This window comes from Paenibacillus aurantiacus (assembly GCF_042431225.1).
GTDB classification, from domain to species: domain Bacteria; phylum Bacillota; class Bacilli; order Paenibacillales; family Paenibacillaceae; genus Paenibacillus_Z; species Paenibacillus_Z aurantiacus.
Genome location: NZ_JBHMDO010000024.1, coordinates 71,755 through 91,018 on the forward strand (window position 1 = coordinate 71,755; position 19,264 = coordinate 91,018).

A 19,264-nucleotide genomic window follows, 5' to 3' on the forward strand; every position below is an offset into this window, starting at 1 on the left:
CATGATCTTAGGGCCGCTCTTCTCCGGCGAACAGTAAATCGTCATAAGCTTCGGCTGCTTCTTCCCATTCGTCCTCGTCGTCGATCGACTCGAGCTCAGGCTCTCCGCCTTCTTCCTGGACGATCCGGAAAAACTCAACCTCGTCTTCTTTACGCATCGCCGCAGTCTGAAGACCGGCATACATACGTTCGCCGAGTCTAAATTCAGCCGCGATGAAAAATGGTTCCGCTCCGCCGTCCTCGCCGACAAGCTCGACCTCTCGGCCGTAGATTGGACCCAAAACGGATATGCGCTCAATGGTGTTCAAACGTTCAATGCTCCTTTCGGCCAACGCAAAACGTTAGTCGTTCTCGTCGATCTCGGCGAGCAGCGTGTTAAACGTTTCCTCGACCATATTCCATTCTTCCTCGTCGTCGATCGTGTACAGCTTCAGGTCATCGCCATCCTCTTCATACCGGAAAGCATATACCTCGTCTGCTTCTTCGTCTTCTTCCTCGGCATTGAGCGGAACGACCATCATATATTTTTGATCGGAGCCATCTACCTCAAATTTCATGACAACCTCGAACTCTTCCTCATTGCCGTCTTCGTCCGGAATGTAGATGATTTCTGGTTCTTCGAACTGCATGTCGTCCTTTGTCATCGTAACCCTCACCTTTTCGTTTTAGAATCGAGATAATTTTGCAAAATGAGCGTTGCCGCCATTTTGTCCACCACTAATTTTCGCTTCTTCCGGCTGACGTCTGCTTCGATGAGCGTTCGCTCGGCTGCGACCGTCGTCAACCTTTCGTCCCAAAGGTGAACGGGTAAGTTTAGCTTTTGCTGCAAGGTTTGTGCGAATGCGATGCAAATTTCGCCACGCGGACCGACGGTGCCATTCATATTTTTCGGCAAACCGACCACGATCTCGCTTACTTCATTCTCCTTCGCCAGCGCGGCGATCTCATCGAGCTCGCCGTCGTCACGCCGTTTCTGTACGACCTTTACCGGTTGCGCGGTCCAGCCGAACGCGTCGCTGACGGCGATGCCGATGTTCCGGTCGCCGTAATCAATGCCCATGACGCGCATGCGGCTTTCATCCCCTTATCGTGCTGAATGGTTTTATTGGCGGTGCTGACTTAAATACGAGCGGACGAGCTCCTCGATCAGCTCATCGCGTTCCTTCCTGCGGATGAGACTTCTGGCATTGTTATGCCGCGGAATGTATGCGGGGTCTCCGGACAATAAATAGCCGACGATCTGGTTGATCGGATTATAGTCCTTCTCCTGCAGCGCATTATAGACGGATAACAAAATGTCCTTCGAAGAAGTTTCGAGCCCCTCTGCCTTAACATCGAACTTCATTGTCCTGTCCATGGAATTCATCGCCAGCACCTCACTTTCCAAGCCGCTTAACAGCCGTTTGATATTCTTATCATATCACATTTGCCTGCGAGAGAACCAGTTCTTCGGCAATTCGGAGCGCTTCTTCCAGCTTCGACGGGTCTTTGCCTCCCGCTTGGGCCATGTCTGGTCGGCCGCCGCCGCCGCCGCCGCACACCGCCGCGGCTTCCTTGATGATTTTCCCCGCATTGAAGCCCTGCTTCACAAGTTCAGGCGATACGGATACCACCAAGTTGACCTTGCCCTCTGCAGCCGCGCCAAGTACGATTACGGCGTTCGTCACTTTCGTCTTGAGCTCATCTGCGATGCCGCGAAGCGCATCCATGTTCGGTGCGCTAACTTTGGCGGCCAGCACGCTGACGCCGCCTACCGTCTTCACCGACGACTCCAGCGAACCCGCTTCGATTCGGCTCAGCTTGCCCTGCAGCGACTCATTCTCGCGGCCGAGCTCCTTCACTTGTACATGAAGCGCTTCAATCCGCTTCGGCACGTCGGCAACATTCGATTTGAGCAGTCCAGCCGCTTGCTTGAGCAGGTCCAGCTGGCTTTCGATATACTCGTACGCATGCTGTCCCGTTACCGCCTCAATCCGGCGCACGCCAGATCCGATGCCGCTCTCGCCGAGCAGCTTGAACAACCCGATCTGAGCTGTATTCGTCACGTGACATCCGCCGCACAGCTCGATGCTGTAATCCCCGACGCGCACGACGCGCACGGATTCTCCGTACTTCTCGCCGAACAGCGCCATTGCGCCCATCGCTTTTGCTTCGCCGATCGGCATCGTGCTGATCTGAAGCGGCGTTCCGAGCCAAATTTGCTCGTTCACGCGGCGCTCGATGTCGGCTAATTCCTCTGGGCTGATCCCGCCGAAATGCGAGAAGTCGAAACGAAGACGGTCCGGTTCAACGAGCGATCCCGCTTGGTTGACATGTTCGCCGAGAACATCCTTCAGCGCGCGATGCAGCAAGTGCGTCGCCGTATGGTTCTTGATGATCGCTTCACGTGTTCGTGCCGTAACAGCCGCGCGCACGGTCGCTCCCGTCTGAAGCGTGCCGCTTTCGACGATGCCATGATGAACCGTTTGACCGTGAGGGGCTTTGGTAACATCCTCGACTTGCAGCACGAATCCGTCGCCGACGATCGTGCCTTTGTCCCCGATCTGACCGCCGCTCTCCGCGTAGAATGGCGTGCGGTCGAGCAGCACGAGCACGCGTGCACCTTCTTCGGCAGTGTCGACGAGCGCGTTGCCGTCCACGATTGCTTTCACGACGGCACCGTCTAAGATTAGGTCGTTATAGCCGACGAATTCAGACTTCTCCGTATAGTCGGCTAATGGACCGCCTTGGACGTTCATGCTGCCAGTATCTTGGCGTGCCGCGCGGGCGCGTTCACGCTGCGCGTCCATGGCTGCATCAAAGCCTGCGCGGTCGACCGTGAATCCTTGCTCTGCCGCGTAATCTTCGGTCAAGTCGAACGGGAACCCATACGTATCGTATAATTTGAACGCATCTTGACCGCCGATTTCCGTTTGACCCGCTTGACGGGCAAGTTTGACCAGATCCGCCAGAAGCGCCAATCCATCGGACAACGTCTCGTGGAAACGCTCTTCTTCCGTGCGGATGACCTTCGCGATAAATTCGCGCTTGTCCACCACTTCCGGGTAGTACACGCCCATAATGTCGCCTACGATGCCGACAAGTTCGAACAGGAACGGACGGTCTACGCCCAGCGTTTTGCCGTAACGAACCGCACGGCGAAGCAACCGGCGAATGACGTAGCCGCGTCCTTCGTTGGACGGCAGGACGCCGTCGCCGACTGCGAACGCCACGGTGCGGATATGATCGGCGATGACTTTGAACGCCACGTCGTGGTCTGCGTTCACTTTGTAGCGAACGCCTGCAATCTCGCACGTCCGCTCGATGATCGGCATGAACAAGTCCGTGTCGAAGTTCGAGTCCACGTCTTGCAAAATCGAAGCCAAACGTTCGAGACCTGCGCCCGTATCGATATTCTTGTTCGGAAGCGGCGTGTAGCTGCCGTCTTTATTATGATTATATTGCGAGAACACGAGATTCCATACTTCCAGGAAGCGCTCGTTCTCGCCGCCCGGCCAGCATTCCGGATCGTTCAGATCGCCATATTTGTCGCCGCGGTCGTAGAAAATCTCGGTACACGGACCGCACGGACCTTCGCCGATATCCCAGAAGTTCTCCTCGAGCTTGTAGATGCGCTCCGCGGGCAGGCCGATTTTCTCGTTCCAGTACCGGAAAGCCTCTTCATCTTCTGGATATACGGTTACGGACAGACGGTTAGGATCAAATCCGATGTACTTCGGATCGGTCAGAAACTCCCATGCCCACGTGATGACTTCCTCTTTGAAATAATCGCCGATCGAGAAATTGCCGAGCATCTCGAAAAACGTATGGTGACGGCGAGTCTTGCCGACGTTCTCGATATCGTTGGTGCGAATGCATTTCTGCGAGTTGGCGATTCGCGGATTGTCCGGAATAACCCGGCCGTCAAAATAGGACTTCAGCGGCGCCATACCCGCGTTGATCCAAAGCAGAGACGGATCGTTATGCGGCACAAGCGACGCGCTCGGCTCGATTTTGTGTCCCTTGCTCTCGAAGAAAGCAAGCCATTTGGAACGGATTTCAGCAGCTTTCATGTTCTTCATGCCTCCAGTGACGTAAATAGTTACGGTGACGCGCAAAAAGTAAAGGAAAATTAAACTGAACGCGCTACGCAAGAGTGAAGCTCTTCCGATCGCTGTTGTTCACGGATTCCTAGATTGAATTGAAAGCTGATGGAATCCGTTCACAAAGGCGAACGCTTCGCTTCTCCAGACGCCTCACTTTTTCTCCGCTTTAGTTTTAATTTGTCTCTATTACTTGTTTGCTTGAATGATGAAAAAACAAAAAACGCCCCTGTCTATAACAGGGACGATCATTCGCGGTACCACCCTGGTTATTGCCGTCTCCACCCCACAACGGGAAGGAGGAGGCAATCTCCTCTATGGACGCTAACGGGTCCAGCCGGTGGAGTTCTTCCACTCTCCGAAACGAGCTTTCCGCCATTCTTCTTCATTGAAACTTTCACAGCCAACGCGGTCGAATTCATGCCGCGAAGAAGTTTCATCTCTGGTTGAAGGGCTATGACGTACTTCATGTTTCATCGCCGATTTAACGCTATGAACGACAATCGTCTACTTTTTAGTATATCGGTATTTCATCCCAGCTGTCAAATCATACGATCTTCCGCCTGACGTAGTAGGCGAACATATGCTGGACGACCACTTTAGCCGCTGCAAAAATCGGAACCGCCAGGATCATGCCGACAATGCCTGCCAACTCTCCCCCGACGAGCAGCACGAATATGATCGAAAGCGGATGCATATGCAAAGTTCGGCCGACCACCTGGGGCGAGATGACATTCCCCTCTAGAATCTGGCAGAGGGTATTGATCACGGCTACCAGCAGCATCATTTTGAACGAGATTGTAGAGGCTACCACGAGCGCTGGCGCCGCGCCGATGAACGGCCCCAAGTACGGAATAATGTTCGTGACCGCCACAATGCTCGCGAGCAGCAGCGGGTACGGAAGGCCAATGATCCAATACCCCAAGTAGGCTAATCCCCCGACGATTACGCAGACGAGAAATTGTCCTCGAATATAGCTGCCGAGCGCGGCGTCGATATCTTTGAGCATGCGAACGGCGTGCTTTCGATGAGGCTTGGGCACGTACGTCAAAATCGTTCGCTCGAACACTTCGAAATCCTTCAAAATGTAGAACGCCAAAAACGGAATAATGAACGCGATGAAGACAACGTTCAACATAGCTCCGATATTGTTGATGAAAGAAAATACGGCCTCCGTCGCCATTTTCTCCAACTTGTATAGTGAATGATTGATGCTCCCTCGGAAGCTCTCCGGTAGATAGGAGGAATTGTTTAAGTCGTTGACCAAACTGTGCGCCCGCATCGTCAAATCCGGCATATGGTGGTTCAATTCCTGCAGCTGCTCCATGAACATCGGAATGGCGTTGATCAGTATGACGGCAAGCGAGGCGCAGAACACGGCATAGATGAGCAAAACGGCGACCGTTCGGGGCACCTTGCGCTCATGGAGCAGGCTTACGATTGGATTGAGAACGTAGGAGATGATCATCGCGATCAAGAATGGCGCAAAGATCGCCTTCAGGAACGAGTATACGTGCACGATGATCGGCTTCACGAGCAGCAGCAAATAGAGGGCGACCAGCCCCAAAATCAAAAACACGAGCCCCCGGAACATACGGCTGTTCGTCAATCGTTCCATCGCTTTCCCTCACCTCTTCCCGCACACGCAGTTTGTACAAGTATATGTACATCCTTCCGGTTTCATCCCCTATCGAGAATGCGCGGCCTTGAAAGCGGGAAACGGCAAAAAAGGCGGTCTCCGCCAAAGGGAAACCGCCTCTTAGGTTCATCGTTATTAATTCGCGTGCACTTGAGTGATCTCGTCTTCGAAGAAGAGATCGTCGAGCGAGCTCAGCGTGCCGTCCTCTTCTACTTGAAAGACGGACATTTTGTCGCCATTCACAGTCAGTTCGATAAAGCAGCCCCAGCAATAGAACTGGTGGGAACCGATTTTGCCAATGTCTTTCGAGTTGCAGTTGGGACATCTCATCATACATTTCTCCCTATATCCGAATCAGAAGCTGCGACGGGCTCCAGCAGCAGCTCGCTGCCGGCCGGAACGATGATCGCATCATTGCCGAGCATGACGGTGTCGGGATCCTTCGGAACGGGCAGCCACTTGCGGCCATCCATAATATCCGCTATAAAACCGTCGGTTAGCTCATAGCCTACTATTTGTGTACCCTGTAAATCACTAAAATAAACATCGGAGACGCGTCCAAGCTGTTCGCCGTCCACCGTGACGACCATCAGGTCCTTCAAGCGAACGGGTCCGTTATGAAAAGAACGGCTTACATCGGCTTTGCCGGCATGGCTGACGGCCGCAATGCTTGCAATCAGCACCGCATCTTCGCCGCACTTGACGACGTCCGTCCACAAGACGGATTTCATGGCGGTCAAAAAGCGCCGGCCCGCGTCGAGCACGATCCCGGAAAGCTGCCAATGTTCGTCGAACCAGGCATCCTTCACGTGACCTACCTGCTTACCCGATTGAAGCTCCAATACGGGAAGACCGATGACATGTTGAAGTTTAATCACGGCGACTGGAGTCCTCCTAGGCGTTAGTACGGGCGCGATTCAGAAAAGTTGCAATTTTCTCGCTTGCCCGCTCGAGTTCCTCCAAAGTATTCCCCAAACCGAAACTAAACCGGACGGCGGACGTTAAACGCGCTTCGGGAAGTCCCATGGCGATCAGCACGTGCGACGGCTCAATTGCCCCAGCCGTGCAGGCCGAGCCTCCGGATACGGCAATACCAGCCAAATCAAAATTCATGAGCAAAGTCTCGGTGTCAGAGCCGATAAAGCTGAGATTCGCAATGTGAGGCAGCGTCTGGGACAGGTGGCCGTTCACCGCGATCCGTTCAGCGCCATAAGCGGTTTTCATACGTTCTATCCAATTAAGACGAAGCATGTCCAGAAAAAGTTTCTTCTCCGTCAAGGAATTCACAGCAAGCTCGGCGGCTTTCGCAAAACCTGCCGCACCAGCGAGATTCTCGGTTCCCGCCCGGCGCTTGCGCTCCTGAGAGCCGCCGAATAACAGAGGTTCAAACGGAAGGTGTTTCGCTATATACAAAGCGCCAATCCCTTGCGGACCGTTGATTTTGTGCGCGGAGAAACTCATCAAATCCACAGGCAGCGTCTTCAGATCGATCGGAATCGAACCGAGCGCCTGCACCGCGTCCACATGAAACGGGATACCGCGTTCGCGCGCAATCGCTCCGATCGCTTCGATCGGCTGTATCGTTCCCGTCTCGTTGTTCGCGTACATGACGGTAATAAGCGCCGTATCCGGACGAATCGCAGCCTCGACATCGGAAGGCGATACGAGACCGAATGCATCGACCGAAAGCACAGTAAGCTCAAATCCTTCCTTCTGCAGCGATTCGCATGTCCGTAATACGGCATGATGTTCGACCGAAGAAGTAATGATGTGAGCTTTTCCTTGTTTATCCATCGCCCTTGCCACGCCGGTGATCGCGGTGTTATCGCTCTCGGTACCGCCTGACGTAAAATACAGCTCATTCGGCGCGCAGCCAACCACAGCGGCGATCCGCTCTCTCGATCGGCCAAGCAGCGCTTTGGCCGCGCGTCCAAAGCTATGTGTACTCGAGGCGTTCCCGAATGTCTCTTTATAGACAGTCATCATCGCATCGGCTACATCGGGATGAAGCGGCGAGGATGCAGCATGATCGAAATAGATACGTTCCATAAACATTCCGTCCTTACAAAAGGCCCGGCTGGATACCGGACCGCTGTTAGTTTGCTAGATGTAGAACATATAGGAGTCCTGCGATCCTTCTTCTTTGTACTTGATCAAATCCTCGAGCGTCGTCGAGTCAAGCACTTCGGCAATACTATCGCGGATACGCAGCCACAGATTGCGCTTGGCCGGATCGTCCTCTTCCGTAAAATCCACAGGCGATATCGGCCCTTCCAGAATACGGATGACATCCCCTGCCGTGATCGACTCCGGCGTCCGCGAGAGAATATAGCCGCCATACGCCCCGCGAATGCTCTTCACTAATCCCGCATTGCGAAGCGGCGCGATCAATTGCTCCAAATAATGCTCCGATAAACCGTTACGCTCAGCAATGCTCTTGAGCGAGGTCGGGCCTTCGCCGAACTTGGCGGCAAGCTCCATCATAATCGTCAATCCGTAACGGCCTTTAGTCGATATCTTCAACTATGACACCTCTTCTTTCGATCCCGAACATGCAGATGTGGAGATCAATTCATGTCTTCACCATAACCATCATAAAACTTGGTATTCCCATATCATATCTATGTTAACATATCCTCGAGCGTTTTGGTTAAAAAAGCATGACATTCTCATGAAAAATACGTTTCAAGTATGCTACAATAGAGAAACTTGCGGCGCGGGGCGAAAGTCCCGCCCGTTTTATCATAGAAGGTGGTGTGCATTGTACGATGAGTCAAGATAACAGCAAAATCCGGATCGTCGTCGGCATGTCCGGCGGCGTCGATTCTTCCGTGACCGCCCTATTGCTGAAACAGCAGGGTTATGACGTGATCGGCATATTCATGAAAAACTGGGACGACACCGACGAGTTCGGCCACTGCACGGCCGAAGACGACGCGGAGGACGTGCGCCGCGTGTGCGAACAGATCGGCATTCCCTACTATACGGTTAACTTCGAACAAGCCTATCACGACAAAGTATTCGCCTACTTCCTGGATGAATACCGCCGCGGCCGCACCCCGAACCCGGACGTCATGTGCAACCGCGAAATCAAATTCGGCGATTTCTTGAAGAAAGCGCTCGATCTGGGCGCCGACTATTTGGCTACCGGCCACTATGCCCGAGTAGAGCGCAATGCCGACGGAACGACCCGCCTGCTTCGCGGCGTGGACGGCAATAAGGATCAAACTTACTTCCTTCACGCGCTCGGACAAGACCAGCTGGCCAAGGCCATGTTCCCGATCGGTCATCTGCCCAAGCCTGAAGTTCGCCGTCTGGCGGAAGAAGCCGGACTTGCGACGGCCAAGAAGAAAGACAGCACCGGCGTGTGCTTCATCGGCGAACGTAATTTCAAGACATTCCTTAGCGGATATTTGCCTGCCCAACCTGGCCCGATGATTGATCTGGTGACTGGCGAGGAGAAGGGCCGACACGACGGTCTCATGTACTACACGCTGGGTCAGCGTCAAGGTCTCGGCATTGGCGGATCTGGTACGGGCGAGCCCTGGTTCGTCGCCTCCAAAGATTTGAAAGAAAACATTCTGTATGTCGTACAAGGCGACAAGCACCCTAGCCTTTACTCCTATGCCTTGACTGCAACCGGCGTCAACTGGATAGACGGGGCGCTGCCGGAAGGCTCCATCCGATGTACGGCCAAATTCCGTTACCGTCAGCCGGACCAAGGCGTCACGATTACGTTCCGCCCGGACGGCGAGACGGCCGACGTTGTCTTCGACGCCCCGCAGAAAGCGATCACGCACGGACAAGCGGTCGTCTTTTATGACGGCGATGTCTGCTTGGGCGGCGGTACGATCGATCAAGTGCAATTCGAACCGCAAGCTTAATTGCTGCATAACGAAAGGCAGATCCTTTTGAGGGATCTGCCTTTTTTTGGTTTGAAGTCATATGATCGATGAACAATGAATGCCGGTTCCCATCAGCTTGCTCAGCCGGTCTCCGCCTGCAGCCCGCCAGAGCCGGTGTCAAGTCGGTTGCCCTGCTTGCGAAGCAGGATACGGGATATTCGCAGATGATCTGTCTCTTCGATAATAAATTCCAAGCCGTTCGGCAGCCCGATCCGCTGATTGCGTGTCGGCGGAATCTCGATCTGCGAGTACAGCCATCCGCCGATCGTATCGTAATCGTCGGTCTCGATATCCAGACCGAAATAGCTGTTCACTTCCTCGATCAGCATCAAACCGTTGATCGAATGGGTTGAATCGTCGCGGCGCTCGATATCCGGGCGTTCTTCGTCGAATTCGTCCTGAATCTCGCCGACAATCTCTTCCATAATGTCTTCCAACGTAACCAGACCGCTCGTTCCGCCGTATTCATCGATAAGAATCGCGATTTGCGTCTTCTTCTTCTGCATTAGCTTGAGCAGCGTGCTGATCTGCATGGATTCAGGCACGGTCGTGATCGGCCGCAGAATCGAGTGCACGTCCGTCACACCCTGGGCCGCATATTTCAGCATATCTTTGATATGGACGAAGCCGACGATATTGTCCTTGTCTCCGTCGCACACCGGGTAGCGCGTATGCATCTCGCGCAGCGCGATTTCTTTGTTCTCCGCGAACGGGAGATTCGTATATAAGCAGGTCATTTCCGTGCGCGGAATCATGATTTCCCTTGCGTTCGTCTCCGCGAAATCGAAAATATTGTCCACGAGCGTTAGTTCCGTATTATTGATGAGACCGGACTTGTGGCTTTCTTTCATGAGAATTCGGATCTCTTCTTCTGTATGAGCCGAGTCATGTTCGCCCGCAGGCTCGATCCCGATCAGCTTCAATATCCTGTTAGCGGTGCCATTGAGAAACCATATGAACGGATACATGATTTTGTGAAAAACGATGAGCGGCATAGCGGTCCACAGTGTAACCTGTTCCGATTTGCGGATCGCAACCGTCTTCGGCGCCAATTCTCCCAGCACGATATGCAGCAGCGTAATGACGGAGAACGCAATAATGAACGCGATGGTGTGAATGAGCGCATCTCCGAAATTCAACTTCCGAAGAATCGGTTCGATTGCATCCGCGATCGCGGGCTCCCCGATCCAGCCAAGGCCGAGCGAAGCGAGCGTGATGCCTAACTGGCAAGCGGACAGATACGCGTCCAAGTTCGTAGTTACGTTGGATGCGAACCGCGCGCGCTTGTTGCCGTCCAATACGAGCGTATCGATTCGGCTGATTCGAACCTTCACCATCGCAAACTCGGCCGCGACGAAAAAGCCGTTCAAAAAGACAAGCACGAAAATCAACATTCCATTCAACCATATGGGTAACGGGTCACTCAAGAAACTCCTGCCAACCGAGTGCCAGATGCGTGCGGCGGTCGGTGACAGGTACACCTCCTTTTGGATAAAAAAATGTAGGTTAGGGCCATAATATAAGATTAGACGAATCCAGCATCCCGCGTCAAACCGCGGGAACGGTGCGTCTGCCCCGAAATCGGTTCGTAACCTATGTTTATTCGGTAAAGGTCGGCCATTATGCGCCGATTACTCCCCTTTGCTCACGTTTATGTCCCGCTCCTGCTACTTACCGACGCGTTTCGCTTGATTTTGCCGGATCTTGTCCTCTGTCCCCTGTGCGGTCGCCTTGTAGAACTGCTTGCCATCAAGTCGGTCCGGCAAATATTGCTGTTTCACGTAATGACCCGGAAAATCATGAGGATATTGATAGCCGACATGGCCAAGGCGCTGTGCACCGCTATAGTGCGCGTCGCGAAGATGAAGCGGCACTTCCGCTGTGCCGATTGATTCGATCGCGGTCATAGCGCTCCCGATGGCTAATGCGGCGGCATTGGATTTGGGACTCTCCACGGCGAACAAGATTGCCTGGGCGATATTGTATTTGGCCTCCGGCCAGCCAATCTTGTGGTACGCGTCCATTGCCGTTACCGCCTGCACCATCGCTTGCGGATTCGCAAGGCCGATATCCTCGCTGCATGCGACGATCAACCGTCTTAAGAACGTCATCGGGTCCATGCCCAGCCGCTCAACGGCATATAAGAACCAGAACAACGCCGCGTCGCTCGAACCGCGGACGCTCTTATGGAATGCGGAGAGCACGTCATATTGCGTCGACTCGTCCGCGCGAATCGTCGGCTTGCGAATCGATTCTTCGGCGACAGCCAGCGTCACATGCACCGATCCATCCGGCTGCGACGGCGTCGTGACCGCGGCCAGCTCAATCGCATTGAGCGCGCGGCGGATATCGCCACCGGCCATATTTGCGATATGCTCGAGCGCTTCCTCTTCAACCGTGATATCCATGAAGCCCAATCCCCGGCTCTTATCCGCAATCGCCCGTCGCATCGCAGTCATCGCGTCATGACGCGTCAACGCCTCGAGCTGAAATAAGGTGGAACGGGACAAGAGCGCCCCGTTGACATAATGGAACGGATTCTCCGTCGTCGCCCCGATAAAAATGATAATGCCTTGTTCAACGGCCGGCAGCAGCGCGTCTTGTCTCGAAGCATTGAAGCGGTGAACCTCGTCGAGGAACAAAATTGTCTTGCGGTCGTACATCGCCTTGTTCGTGCGAGCGGCCTCAATAACCTCCCGCACGTCTTTGACGGAAGCATCCACCGCGTTCAACTTCACGAAGATGCCCTTCGTCCGCTTGGAGATAATGTGCGCGAGCGTCGTTTTCCCGCAGCCCGGCGGGCCGTACAAAATAACTGACGACACTTGATCCGCTTCAATCGCCCGCCTGAGCAGTTTACCTGGTCCTACGATATGTTCTTGTCCGATATAATCTTCAATCGTCTCCGGTCGCATCCGATCGGCTAGCAGCTTGGCTCGTGGCGCTGCCGTTTCCTCTTGATAGGAGAATAAGTCCACTGTCTCTCACACCTGCCCGCAAAAATAGTTCCGAATCCCATTTCTATCGTACTGTTCATCATAGCACACTCGCACAGATGTTCGCCAATGGCCGAATAACGCCAAAAAGCCCTTCTTTACCCGCTTTCGCTCCGTACAAGGACGGCACGATCGGTTATCAGAAAGGCTTCTATCGCTGTTCATCTTGCAAATCGAAAGATGTTATTATCGCTTGCTTCGCTTTATTGCGTAAAGGTCTGCACTAACAAGATGACGTTCAACACGGCGATAATGACAGCCGCACTCCAAGCGAGTACCTTCATCCATAGCGGATTGACGAACGATCCCATCTTTGTACGATCACTCGTGAATTTGACCAGCGGGAAGACCGCGAAGGATAGCTGGAGGGACAAAATGACTTGGCTGAGAATGAGCAGATCCGTCGTCCCCTTCTCTCCATAGAGCGCGGTCACGATAACAGCCGGGATGATCGCGATCAGACGCGTGACTAGCCGGCGCAGCCACGAAGGGATTCGAATGTTCAAGAACCCTTCCATGACGATCTGACCTGCCAATGTACCCGTCAGCGTCGCGTTCTGGCCGGCTGCCAGCAACGCGACCCCGAATAGGATCCCGGCTATCGTCGTACCCAGCAGCGGCGACAGCATGTGGAACGCTTCCTCGATGTCGGCGATCTCCGTGAACCCGTTAGCGTGGAAGGTCGCGGCGCTAATGATCAGGATGGCTGCATTGATGAACAATGCGAAGAACAAGGCGATGCTCGAATCCCACGTCGCAAATTGGATCGCTTGGCGTTTGCCGAGCTCAGTCTGCTCGAACTTACGCGTCTGTACGATGGATGAATGCAAATACAAATTATGCGGCATGACCGTTGCGCCTAGTATACCGATCGCGATATAAAGCATCGATGGATTCGTAACGAGCTCGCTTGTCGGGATAAACCCGCGCGCGATGCCGCCCATATCCGGCTTCGACAAGATCAGCTCGACGAGGAAGCAGCCGCCGATCGTTACGATCAACAGCACGACGAGAATTTCGATATAACGAAACCCTTTATTCTGCAGCATCAAGACGATAAAGACGTCCACGACCGTGATGATGACGCCATATATAATCGGAATGCCGAACAGCAGATGAAGGGCGATCGCCGATCCGATCACTTCCGCCAAGTCGCAAGCCGCGATCGCAAGCTCCGCCAGCAGCCACAATCCGATAACGACGGGTTTGCTAAAATGATCCCGGCACGCCTGCGCCAAATCGCGTCCCGTTACGATCCCTAACTTGCCGGCGAGTGCTTGCAGCAAAATCGCAATCAAGTTGGATAATAAAATAACCGACAACAGCGTGTAACCAAACATGGAACCGCCTGCCAGGTCGGTTGCCCAGTTGCCTGGATCCATATAGCCGACTGCTACCAAATACCCAGGACCTGCAAAAGCAAGAAATTTGCGGATCCAAGGTCCCTGGGATGGAATGTTCATGGAACGATGAACCTCCGCCAGAGAAGGCTGACCGCCCTCCTGCCGCCACCCTTGGGTACTTGCATTCGGTAAAGAATGATTCGCCATTATGACTCACCTCGCGTTTCTTCTACAAGGGTATTACCGTGAATACCGTTGGATCTACCGTTCTGTAGTTAAGGATATGCAGGAAAATATAAAATGATTTCAATTTCATTGTACTCCTCCAAGAAAGTTTGTCAAAGGCAACTTTTATTACGCAAGGCAAGTTTATATGCAAAAAAGACACCCAAGCGAGCAAATGCTCCTTCTCAGGCGTCTTTTCATCAATTAATGCGCAGGATAGGCTGGTGGTCGTCTAAATGTCGACGCCACCCGATGCTAATAGGTCTTTCACCACTTCACTGACCATGATCAGACCGGCTACAGGCGGCACGAATGCATTACTCGCCGGCGGCTGCTGCGCTTTGCGAATCTCCGGCGCGTTCTCCGGCACGATGCGCTGCGTCACGTCCTCGCGCGGCTTCTTCGGCTGCTCGGTTGAGAAGACAACCTTTACGCCTTTCTTGATGCCGTCTTTGCGCAGCTTCGTCCGCACGACACGGGCGATCGGGTCCATCGACGTTTTCGAGATATCGGCAATCTGGAATTTCGTCGGATCCATTTTGTTCGCGGCGCCCATACTGGAGATGATTGGAATTTTGCGATCGAGACACTGCTTGATGAGATGAATTTTGTACGAAATCGTATCCGATGCGTCGACCACGTAATCGAGCGGGTATTCGAAGAGCTTCTCGTACGTCTCCTCGGTATAGAACATGCGCAGCGAAATCGCCTCGCACTCGGGATTGATTAATTGGATTCGATCGCGCATGAGATCAGCTTTGGGCTGACCGACCGTCGTTGTGAGCGCATGGATCTGGCGGTTAACGTTCGTAATATCGACCACGTCTTTGTCAATCAGGATGATGCGGCCGACGCCCGTGCGCGCGAGCGCCTCCGCGGCAATCGAGCCCACCCCGCCGATACCGAGCACGGCGATGGTGCTTCGCTTCATGATATCAAGCCCTTCGGGACCGATCGCCAGTTCCGTTCGGGAAAATTGATGCAGCATCTAGAGTGCCTCCTTAGTCGGCTTCTTTATGTACCTTCGTGCTTATTACGGAAAAGAGAGCGGCCCGGCCGCTGTTGCCTGGCCGAACCGCCTTCAAGGATTAGGATTGTACTGTCGGCGCAGCGCCCGCGGCCGCCTGCTCCGGTTGTTTGCTCGGCTTCGGCAGCGTGCGGATATGGAGCTGCTGCAGCAGCGAGATGTCGACTTCCGTCGGCGCGTCGGTCAACAAGTCGGTCGCGCTGGCTGTTTTCGGGAAAGCGATCGTCTCGCGCAGGTTCGTGCGACCCGCCATCAGCATGACAAGACGGTCGAATCCGAACGCGATGCCGCCGTGCGGTGGCGTGCCGTATTCGAATGCATCGAGCAGGAAGCCGAACTTCGATTGGGATTCCTCCGGCGAGAAACCAAGCGCCTGGAACATTTTCTCTTGTACATTGCGGTTGAAGATCCGCATGGAACCGCCGCCCACTTCATAGCCGTTCAGGACGAGGTCATACGCTTGCGCGCGAATTTGGCCCGGGTCGGTGTCGAACAGGTGCACATCTTCTTCGTTCGGACGCGTGAACGGATGGTGCTCCGCGACGTAACGTTTCGCTTCTTCGTCCCAGCCAAGCAGCGGGAAGTCGACGACCCAAGCAAACTTGAACGCGGACTCGTCGATCAAGCCAAGTTCCTTGCCGATCTTCAGACGCAGGTTGCCCAGCACGTCGGCCACGACTTTCTTCTTGTCCGCTGAGAACAGGAGCAGATCGCCTTCCTCGACGCCGAGCTTCTCCGTCAGCGCCGCGATTTCTTCCGGCTTGAAGAATTTCACGATCGGACCGCGCCACTCGCCTTCCTTCACCGTTACCCAGGCCAGACCTTTGCCGCCGTAGCGCGCCGCGAACGGCTGCAGGTCGTCAAGCTCCTTGCGGCTCCAGCTCGCACAGCCTTTGGCGTTGAGCGCCTTCACGACGCCGCCGCTCGCTGCAACGGATGCGAAAACTTTCACTTCGCTTGCGCGCACGATGTCCGTAATGTCTTCCATCTCGAGGCCGAAGCGGAGATCTGGCTTGTCGGAACCGTATTTGTTCATCGCGTCCGCATATGTAATGCGTTGGAATGGCGTCGGAATCTCTACGCCGTTCGTCTCTCGGAACAAGCGGACAACGAGCTGCTCCATCATCTCCAACAACTGGTCTTGCGACAAGAAGCTGGTCTCGATGTCGACTTGCGTGAATTCCGGCTGGCGGTCAGCACGCAGATCCTCGTCGCGGAAACAGCGGGCGATTTGGTAGTATCGCTCAAGGCCGCTAACCATGAGCAGCTGCTTGTAAATTTGCGGCGATTGCGGAAGCGCGAAAAATTCGCCTGGCTGCACGCGGCTCGGCACCAGATATTCGCGCGCACCTTCCGGCGTGCTCTTCGTCAAGATCGGTGTCTCGACGTCGATGAAGCCTTCGCCGTCAAGGAAGTCGCGGAATACTTTAGCCGCCTTCGAGCGCAGTATCAATGTTTTCTGCATTTCCGGACGACGCAAGTCCAAATAACGGTACTTCAAGCGAAGCGATTCGTCGACCTCGACGCCGTCTTCGATCGGGAACGGAGGCGTTTTGGCCGCGTTCATGATTTCGATTTCGGTTACGCGCACTTCGATCTCGCCCGTAGCTAGGTTGGCGTTCACCGTCTCGGCGTCGCGCTCGACGACCGTGCCGCGTACGGCGAGAACGTATTCATTGCGCGCCCGGTCGGCGATGGCCAGCGCGTCGCCCGAGAAGTCCGGGTTGAATACGATTTGGATGATGCCGGTGCGGTCACGAAGATCGATGAATAGGACTCCGCCTAAGTCGCGGCGGCGCTGCACCCAACCGTTCAATGTTACAGTCTGGCCCACGTGGGCTTTGGAAAGCGTTCCGCATGCGTGCGTTTTGAGCATCATATAGCTTCGACTCCTTTAGCATTCGTAGAATGGGTGGTGCCTATTTCAACAATTCGTCCGCCAATTGAGAGATCGGAACGAAGCGCTGCTGACCTGTTGCCATTTCCTTCAGCGCAATCTCGCCGCGCGCGAGCTCATCGTCGCCGAGTATCGCGGTATACCGGGCTTGCAGCCGGTCGGCCGATTTCATTTGCGCTTTCATTTTGCGTCCTTGGTAATCGCGTTCCGCCGCAATGCCTTTAGAGCGAAGCGTATGGAGGATGCGCGTGATTTCCTGCTCGGCCGATTCGCCAAGCGCGACCATATATACGTCGATCGCGTGCAAGGTCGGCAGCTCAACCTGTTGGTTCTCCAGCAGCATGACGGTGCGTTCCAAACCAAGTCCAAGCCCGACGCCCGGCTGATCCGGTCCGCCTATCTCCGCAACAAGGCCGTTATACCGGCCGCCGCCGCCGATCGTGTCGATCGCACCGATACCTTCGCACTTGTATTCAAAGGCAGTCAGCGTATAGTAGTCGAGTCCGCGCACTAGCCGGGAATTGACCCGGAACGGAACTTCCATCGCCGTCAAATGGCGCTGAAGCGCTTCAAAATGCTGCTGACAGTACTCGTCCAAGCTGTCCAATATCGACGGCGCATCTTCGAAGTGCTTCTGATCCGTTTTGCAATCGAGCACGCGAAGCGGGTTGCGGTCGATGCGTGACTGGCAGTCTTTGCAGAGCAGCTCGCGCTTGGGATTCAGAAATTCGAGCAGACGCGCGCGGAACGCTGCGCGAACTTCCGGCGTTCCGACCGAGTTGATCTCGACAGTCACGCCTGTCAGTCCTACTTCTTTGTAGAAGGTGTAGCCCAGCGCGATTACTTCCGCGTCTAACGCCGGATCAACCGCACCGAGCGCCTCGACGCCGAATTGATGGAATTGGCGGTAACGGCCAGCCTGCTGACGCTCATACCGGAACATCGGCCCGATATAGTAAAGCTTCGTCAGGTCCGGCTCCCCGTACAACTTGTTCTCCACGTACGCCCGAACAGCCCCGGCCGTGCCTTCTGGCCGAAGCGTTAAGCTGCGGTCGCCGCGATCGGTGAACGTGTACATTTCCTTCTCGACGATGTCAGTCGTCTCGCCGACGCCTCGTTGAAACAACTCGGTCGATTCGAACATCGGCGTCCGAATTTCGCGGAAGTTGTATCGGCGGCAAATCTCTCTCGCTTTACTTTCGACGAACTGCCATTTCTCGACCGAGCCCGGCAGAAAATCCTGTGTGCCCGGTGGTTTCTGAAAGCTCATCGCAACCCCTCCTTCTGCTTGTTGAACATCCTGCGACAGTTGGCCAATGACCATCCGCGCTTCGTTAGGTATCAAAAAGAGCCCTCGCCCCGTCTGAATATCAGACATAGGGACGAGAGCTCGCTTGAATCGCTGCTACCGTGGTACCACCCACATTCCGAACTAGCGAGAAAATCTCGGCAGTTCGCTTGAATCGGTTAACGCCCGACTACGCACACCGGCTAATGAGCGCCGCTATCTGCAGCCGTTCACCGATTGTCCTCCGGAAAGTCTGTTCGTTCGCGCATACTAAGGATTCTTGCAGCCGGGGAATCCCTCTCTGGGTAGATGTCATCGAACGACGCGGTTCCATCACTGGATCGACAATATATAACTCGTATTGTATCGACGGCAATGCCGCCTGTCAAGGGTTTACATCCTCATGTCCAAACAATGTTACTCACATTATAGCCCAAGCGAGGACATGCTATAACCAATAAACCGCAATCAGCGCCGCCGCACATCACCAAATAGACAGAAAAAAACCTGCAACAACGCTGCAGGTCCAAAGTATTTGTATTCAAAAAAGGGGGTCGAAATCTATTATAGACAGGTCATGTTAAAGCAACATTGAAAACAAATTACAGGAAGGTTACAAAAATTGAAGCGTTTACGCAAAAATGTTGCGCCATCGAAGATGGCTTGCAACAATGTGCTGACGACGATTGGCTTGCATTCGTCGAGGATTCGTTTGCGGGCCATCGAAGATGGCATGCAACATTCAGGGAGCGCCAATTGGCTTGCATTCATAATCGGAGATTTTGAATGCAAACCAATTGGCGAGCTTCTTCGAGTGATTGGCTTGCGGGCCATCGGAGATGGCTTGGTTGCGCCGATTGGTT

At 54.2% G+C, this 19,264-nt stretch carries 17 protein-coding genes; 1 reads left to right on the forward strand and 16 read right to left on the reverse strand.

What is annotated here, in order from left to right; all coding sequences use genetic code 11:
• Positions 1-7: 7 nt before the first annotated feature.
• From ACFFSY_RS14790 to cymR, 10 genes are all read right to left on the reverse strand, one after another.
• Complete coding sequence (locus tag ACFFSY_RS14790; protein ID WP_377495241.1) at positions 8-307, reverse strand: DUF1292 domain-containing protein; 300 nt, start codon at positions 305-307, stop codon at positions 8-10.
• Between the two features lie 33 nt (positions 308-340).
• Positions 341-643 (reverse strand): DUF1292 domain-containing protein, encoded by a 303-nt coding sequence (locus tag ACFFSY_RS14795; RefSeq protein ID WP_377495243.1) that lies wholly within the window; start codon positions 641-643, stop codon positions 341-343.
• A gap of 8 nt (positions 644-651) precedes the next feature.
• Complete coding sequence (gene ruvX / locus ACFFSY_RS14800; RefSeq protein ID WP_377495245.1) at positions 652-1,068, reverse strand: Holliday junction resolvase RuvX; 417 nt, start codon at positions 1,066-1,068, stop codon at positions 652-654.
• A gap of 33 nt (positions 1,069-1,101) precedes the next feature.
• Positions 1,102-1,365: an IreB family regulatory phosphoprotein gene (locus ACFFSY_RS14805; protein ID WP_148930240.1), complete on the reverse strand. Its 264-nt coding sequence runs from the start codon at positions 1,363-1,365 to the stop codon at positions 1,102-1,104.
• A 49-nt stretch (positions 1,366-1,414) separates the two neighbouring features.
• Positions 1,415-4,051, reverse strand: coding sequence for an alanine--tRNA ligase (alaS, locus tag ACFFSY_RS14810; protein WP_377495248.1), 2,637 nt, complete (start codon positions 4,049-4,051; stop codon positions 1,415-1,417).
• 577 nt (positions 4,052-4,628) lie between these two features.
• Positions 4,629-5,699 (reverse strand): AI-2E family transporter, encoded by a 1,071-nt coding sequence (locus ACFFSY_RS14815; RefSeq protein WP_377495250.1) that lies wholly within the window; start codon positions 5,697-5,699, stop codon positions 4,629-4,631.
• A 156-nt stretch (positions 5,700-5,855) separates the two neighbouring features.
• Positions 5,856-6,053 (reverse strand): YrzR-like zinc ribbon domain, encoded by a 198-nt coding sequence (locus ACFFSY_RS14820; protein WP_148930243.1) that lies wholly within the window; start codon positions 6,051-6,053, stop codon positions 5,856-5,858.
• Entirely contained in the window at positions 6,050-6,598 is a 549-nt protein-coding gene (locus tag ACFFSY_RS14825; protein WP_377495252.1) for a PRC-barrel domain-containing protein, read from the reverse strand. The genes ACFFSY_RS14820 and ACFFSY_RS14825 overlap by 4 nt, the downstream gene beginning before the upstream one ends.
• Positions 6,599-6,614: 16 nt before the next feature.
• The gene (locus ACFFSY_RS14830; protein WP_377495254.1) at positions 6,615-7,769 is read right to left on the reverse strand and encodes a cysteine desulfurase family protein; all 1,155 of its coding nucleotides are present in this window, start codon (positions 7,767-7,769) and stop codon (positions 6,615-6,617) included.
• A 54-nt stretch (positions 7,770-7,823) separates the two neighbouring features.
• Positions 7,824-8,243, reverse strand: a complete 420-nt coding sequence (gene cymR, locus ACFFSY_RS14835; protein WP_377495256.1) for a cysteine metabolism transcriptional regulator CymR — start codon at positions 8,241-8,243, stop codon at positions 7,824-7,826.
• Positions 8,244-8,488: 245 nt separating this feature from the next.
• On the opposite strand from cymR, the gene mnmA reads away from it, so the two are divergent.
• Complete coding sequence (mnmA, locus tag ACFFSY_RS14840; RefSeq protein ID WP_377495258.1) at positions 8,489-9,604, forward strand: tRNA 2-thiouridine(34) synthase MnmA; 1,116 nt, start codon at positions 8,489-8,491, stop codon at positions 9,602-9,604.
• Positions 9,605-9,705: 101 nt separating this feature from the next.
• On the opposite strand, the gene ACFFSY_RS14845 is transcribed toward mnmA, so the two are convergent.
• From ACFFSY_RS14845 to hisS, 6 genes are all read right to left on the reverse strand, one after another.
• Complete coding sequence (locus ACFFSY_RS14845; protein WP_377495260.1) at positions 9,706-11,019, reverse strand: hemolysin family protein; 1,314 nt, start codon at positions 11,017-11,019, stop codon at positions 9,706-9,708.
• Between the two features lie 273 nt (positions 11,020-11,292).
• On the reverse strand, positions 11,293-12,603 hold the full coding sequence (locus tag ACFFSY_RS14850; protein WP_377495262.1) for a replication-associated recombination protein A: 1,311 nt from the start codon (positions 12,601-12,603) through the stop codon (positions 11,293-11,295).
• Between the two features lie 221 nt (positions 12,604-12,824).
• Positions 12,825-14,171, reverse strand: a complete 1,347-nt coding sequence (locus tag ACFFSY_RS14855; RefSeq protein WP_377495264.1) for an Nramp family divalent metal transporter — start codon at positions 14,169-14,171, stop codon at positions 12,825-12,827.
• A 250-nt stretch (positions 14,172-14,421) separates the two neighbouring features.
• Positions 14,422-15,177, reverse strand: coding sequence for a tRNA threonylcarbamoyladenosine dehydratase (locus tag ACFFSY_RS14860; RefSeq protein ID WP_377495266.1), 756 nt, complete (start codon positions 15,175-15,177; stop codon positions 14,422-14,424).
• Positions 15,178-15,277: 100 nt separating this feature from the next.
• A complete protein-coding gene (gene aspS, locus ACFFSY_RS14865) occupies positions 15,278-17,095 on the reverse strand; it encodes an aspartate--tRNA ligase (protein ID WP_377495268.1) in 1,818 nt (605 codons plus the stop codon).
• A 40-nt stretch (positions 17,096-17,135) separates the two neighbouring features.
• The gene (gene hisS / locus ACFFSY_RS14870) at positions 17,136-18,383 is read right to left on the reverse strand and encodes a histidine--tRNA ligase (protein ID WP_377495270.1); all 1,248 of its coding nucleotides are present in this window, start codon (positions 18,381-18,383) and stop codon (positions 17,136-17,138) included.
• Positions 18,384-19,264: the final 881 nt, after the last annotated feature.

What these genes read in the sequence shown, in the direction of transcription:
- ACFFSY_RS14845 (WP_377495260.1), bottom strand. Translation starts at nt 11,019, where the DNA reads ATGTTGATTTTCGTGCTTGTCTTTTTGAACGGCTTTTTCGTCGCGGCC.
- hisS (WP_377495270.1), bottom strand. Translation starts at nt 18,383, where the DNA reads ATGAGCTTTCAGAAACCACCGGGCACACAGGATTTTCTGCCGGGCTCG.
- ACFFSY_RS14860 (WP_377495266.1), bottom strand. Translation starts at nt 15,177, where the DNA reads ATGCTGCATCAATTTTCCCGAACGGAACTGGCGATCGGTCCCGAAGGG.
- ACFFSY_RS14855 (WP_377495264.1), bottom strand. Translation starts at nt 14,171, where the DNA reads ATGGCGAATCATTCTTTACCGAATGCAAGTACCCAAGGGTGGCGGCAG.
- aspS (WP_377495268.1), bottom strand. Translation starts at nt 17,095, where the DNA reads ATGATGCTCAAAACGCACGCATGCGGAACGCTTTCCAAAGCCCACGTG.
- ACFFSY_RS14820 (WP_148930243.1), bottom strand. Translation starts at nt 6,053, where the DNA reads ATGATGAGATGTCCCAACTGCAACTCGAAAGACATTGGCAAAATCGGT.
- alaS (WP_377495248.1), bottom strand. Translation starts at nt 4,051, where the DNA reads ATGAAAGCTGCTGAAATCCGTTCCAAATGGCTTGCTTTCTTCGAGAGC.
- ACFFSY_RS14815 (WP_377495250.1), bottom strand. Translation starts at nt 5,699, where the DNA reads ATGGAACGATTGACGAACAGCCGTATGTTCCGGGGGCTCGTGTTTTTG.
- mnmA (WP_377495258.1), top strand. Translation starts at nt 8,489, where the DNA reads ATGAGTCAAGATAACAGCAAAATCCGGATCGTCGTCGGCATGTCCGGC.
- ACFFSY_RS14830 (WP_377495254.1), bottom strand. Translation starts at nt 7,769, where the DNA reads ATGGAACGTATCTATTTCGATCATGCTGCATCCTCGCCGCTTCATCCC.
- ACFFSY_RS14795 (WP_377495243.1), bottom strand. Translation starts at nt 643, where the DNA reads ATGACAAAGGACGACATGCAGTTCGAAGAACCAGAAATCATCTACATT.
- ruvX (WP_377495245.1), bottom strand. Translation starts at nt 1,068, where the DNA reads ATGCGCGTCATGGGCATTGATTACGGCGACCGGAACATCGGCATCGCC.
- ACFFSY_RS14805 (WP_148930240.1), bottom strand. Translation starts at nt 1,365, where the DNA reads ATGAATTCCATGGACAGGACAATGAAGTTCGATGTTAAGGCAGAGGGG.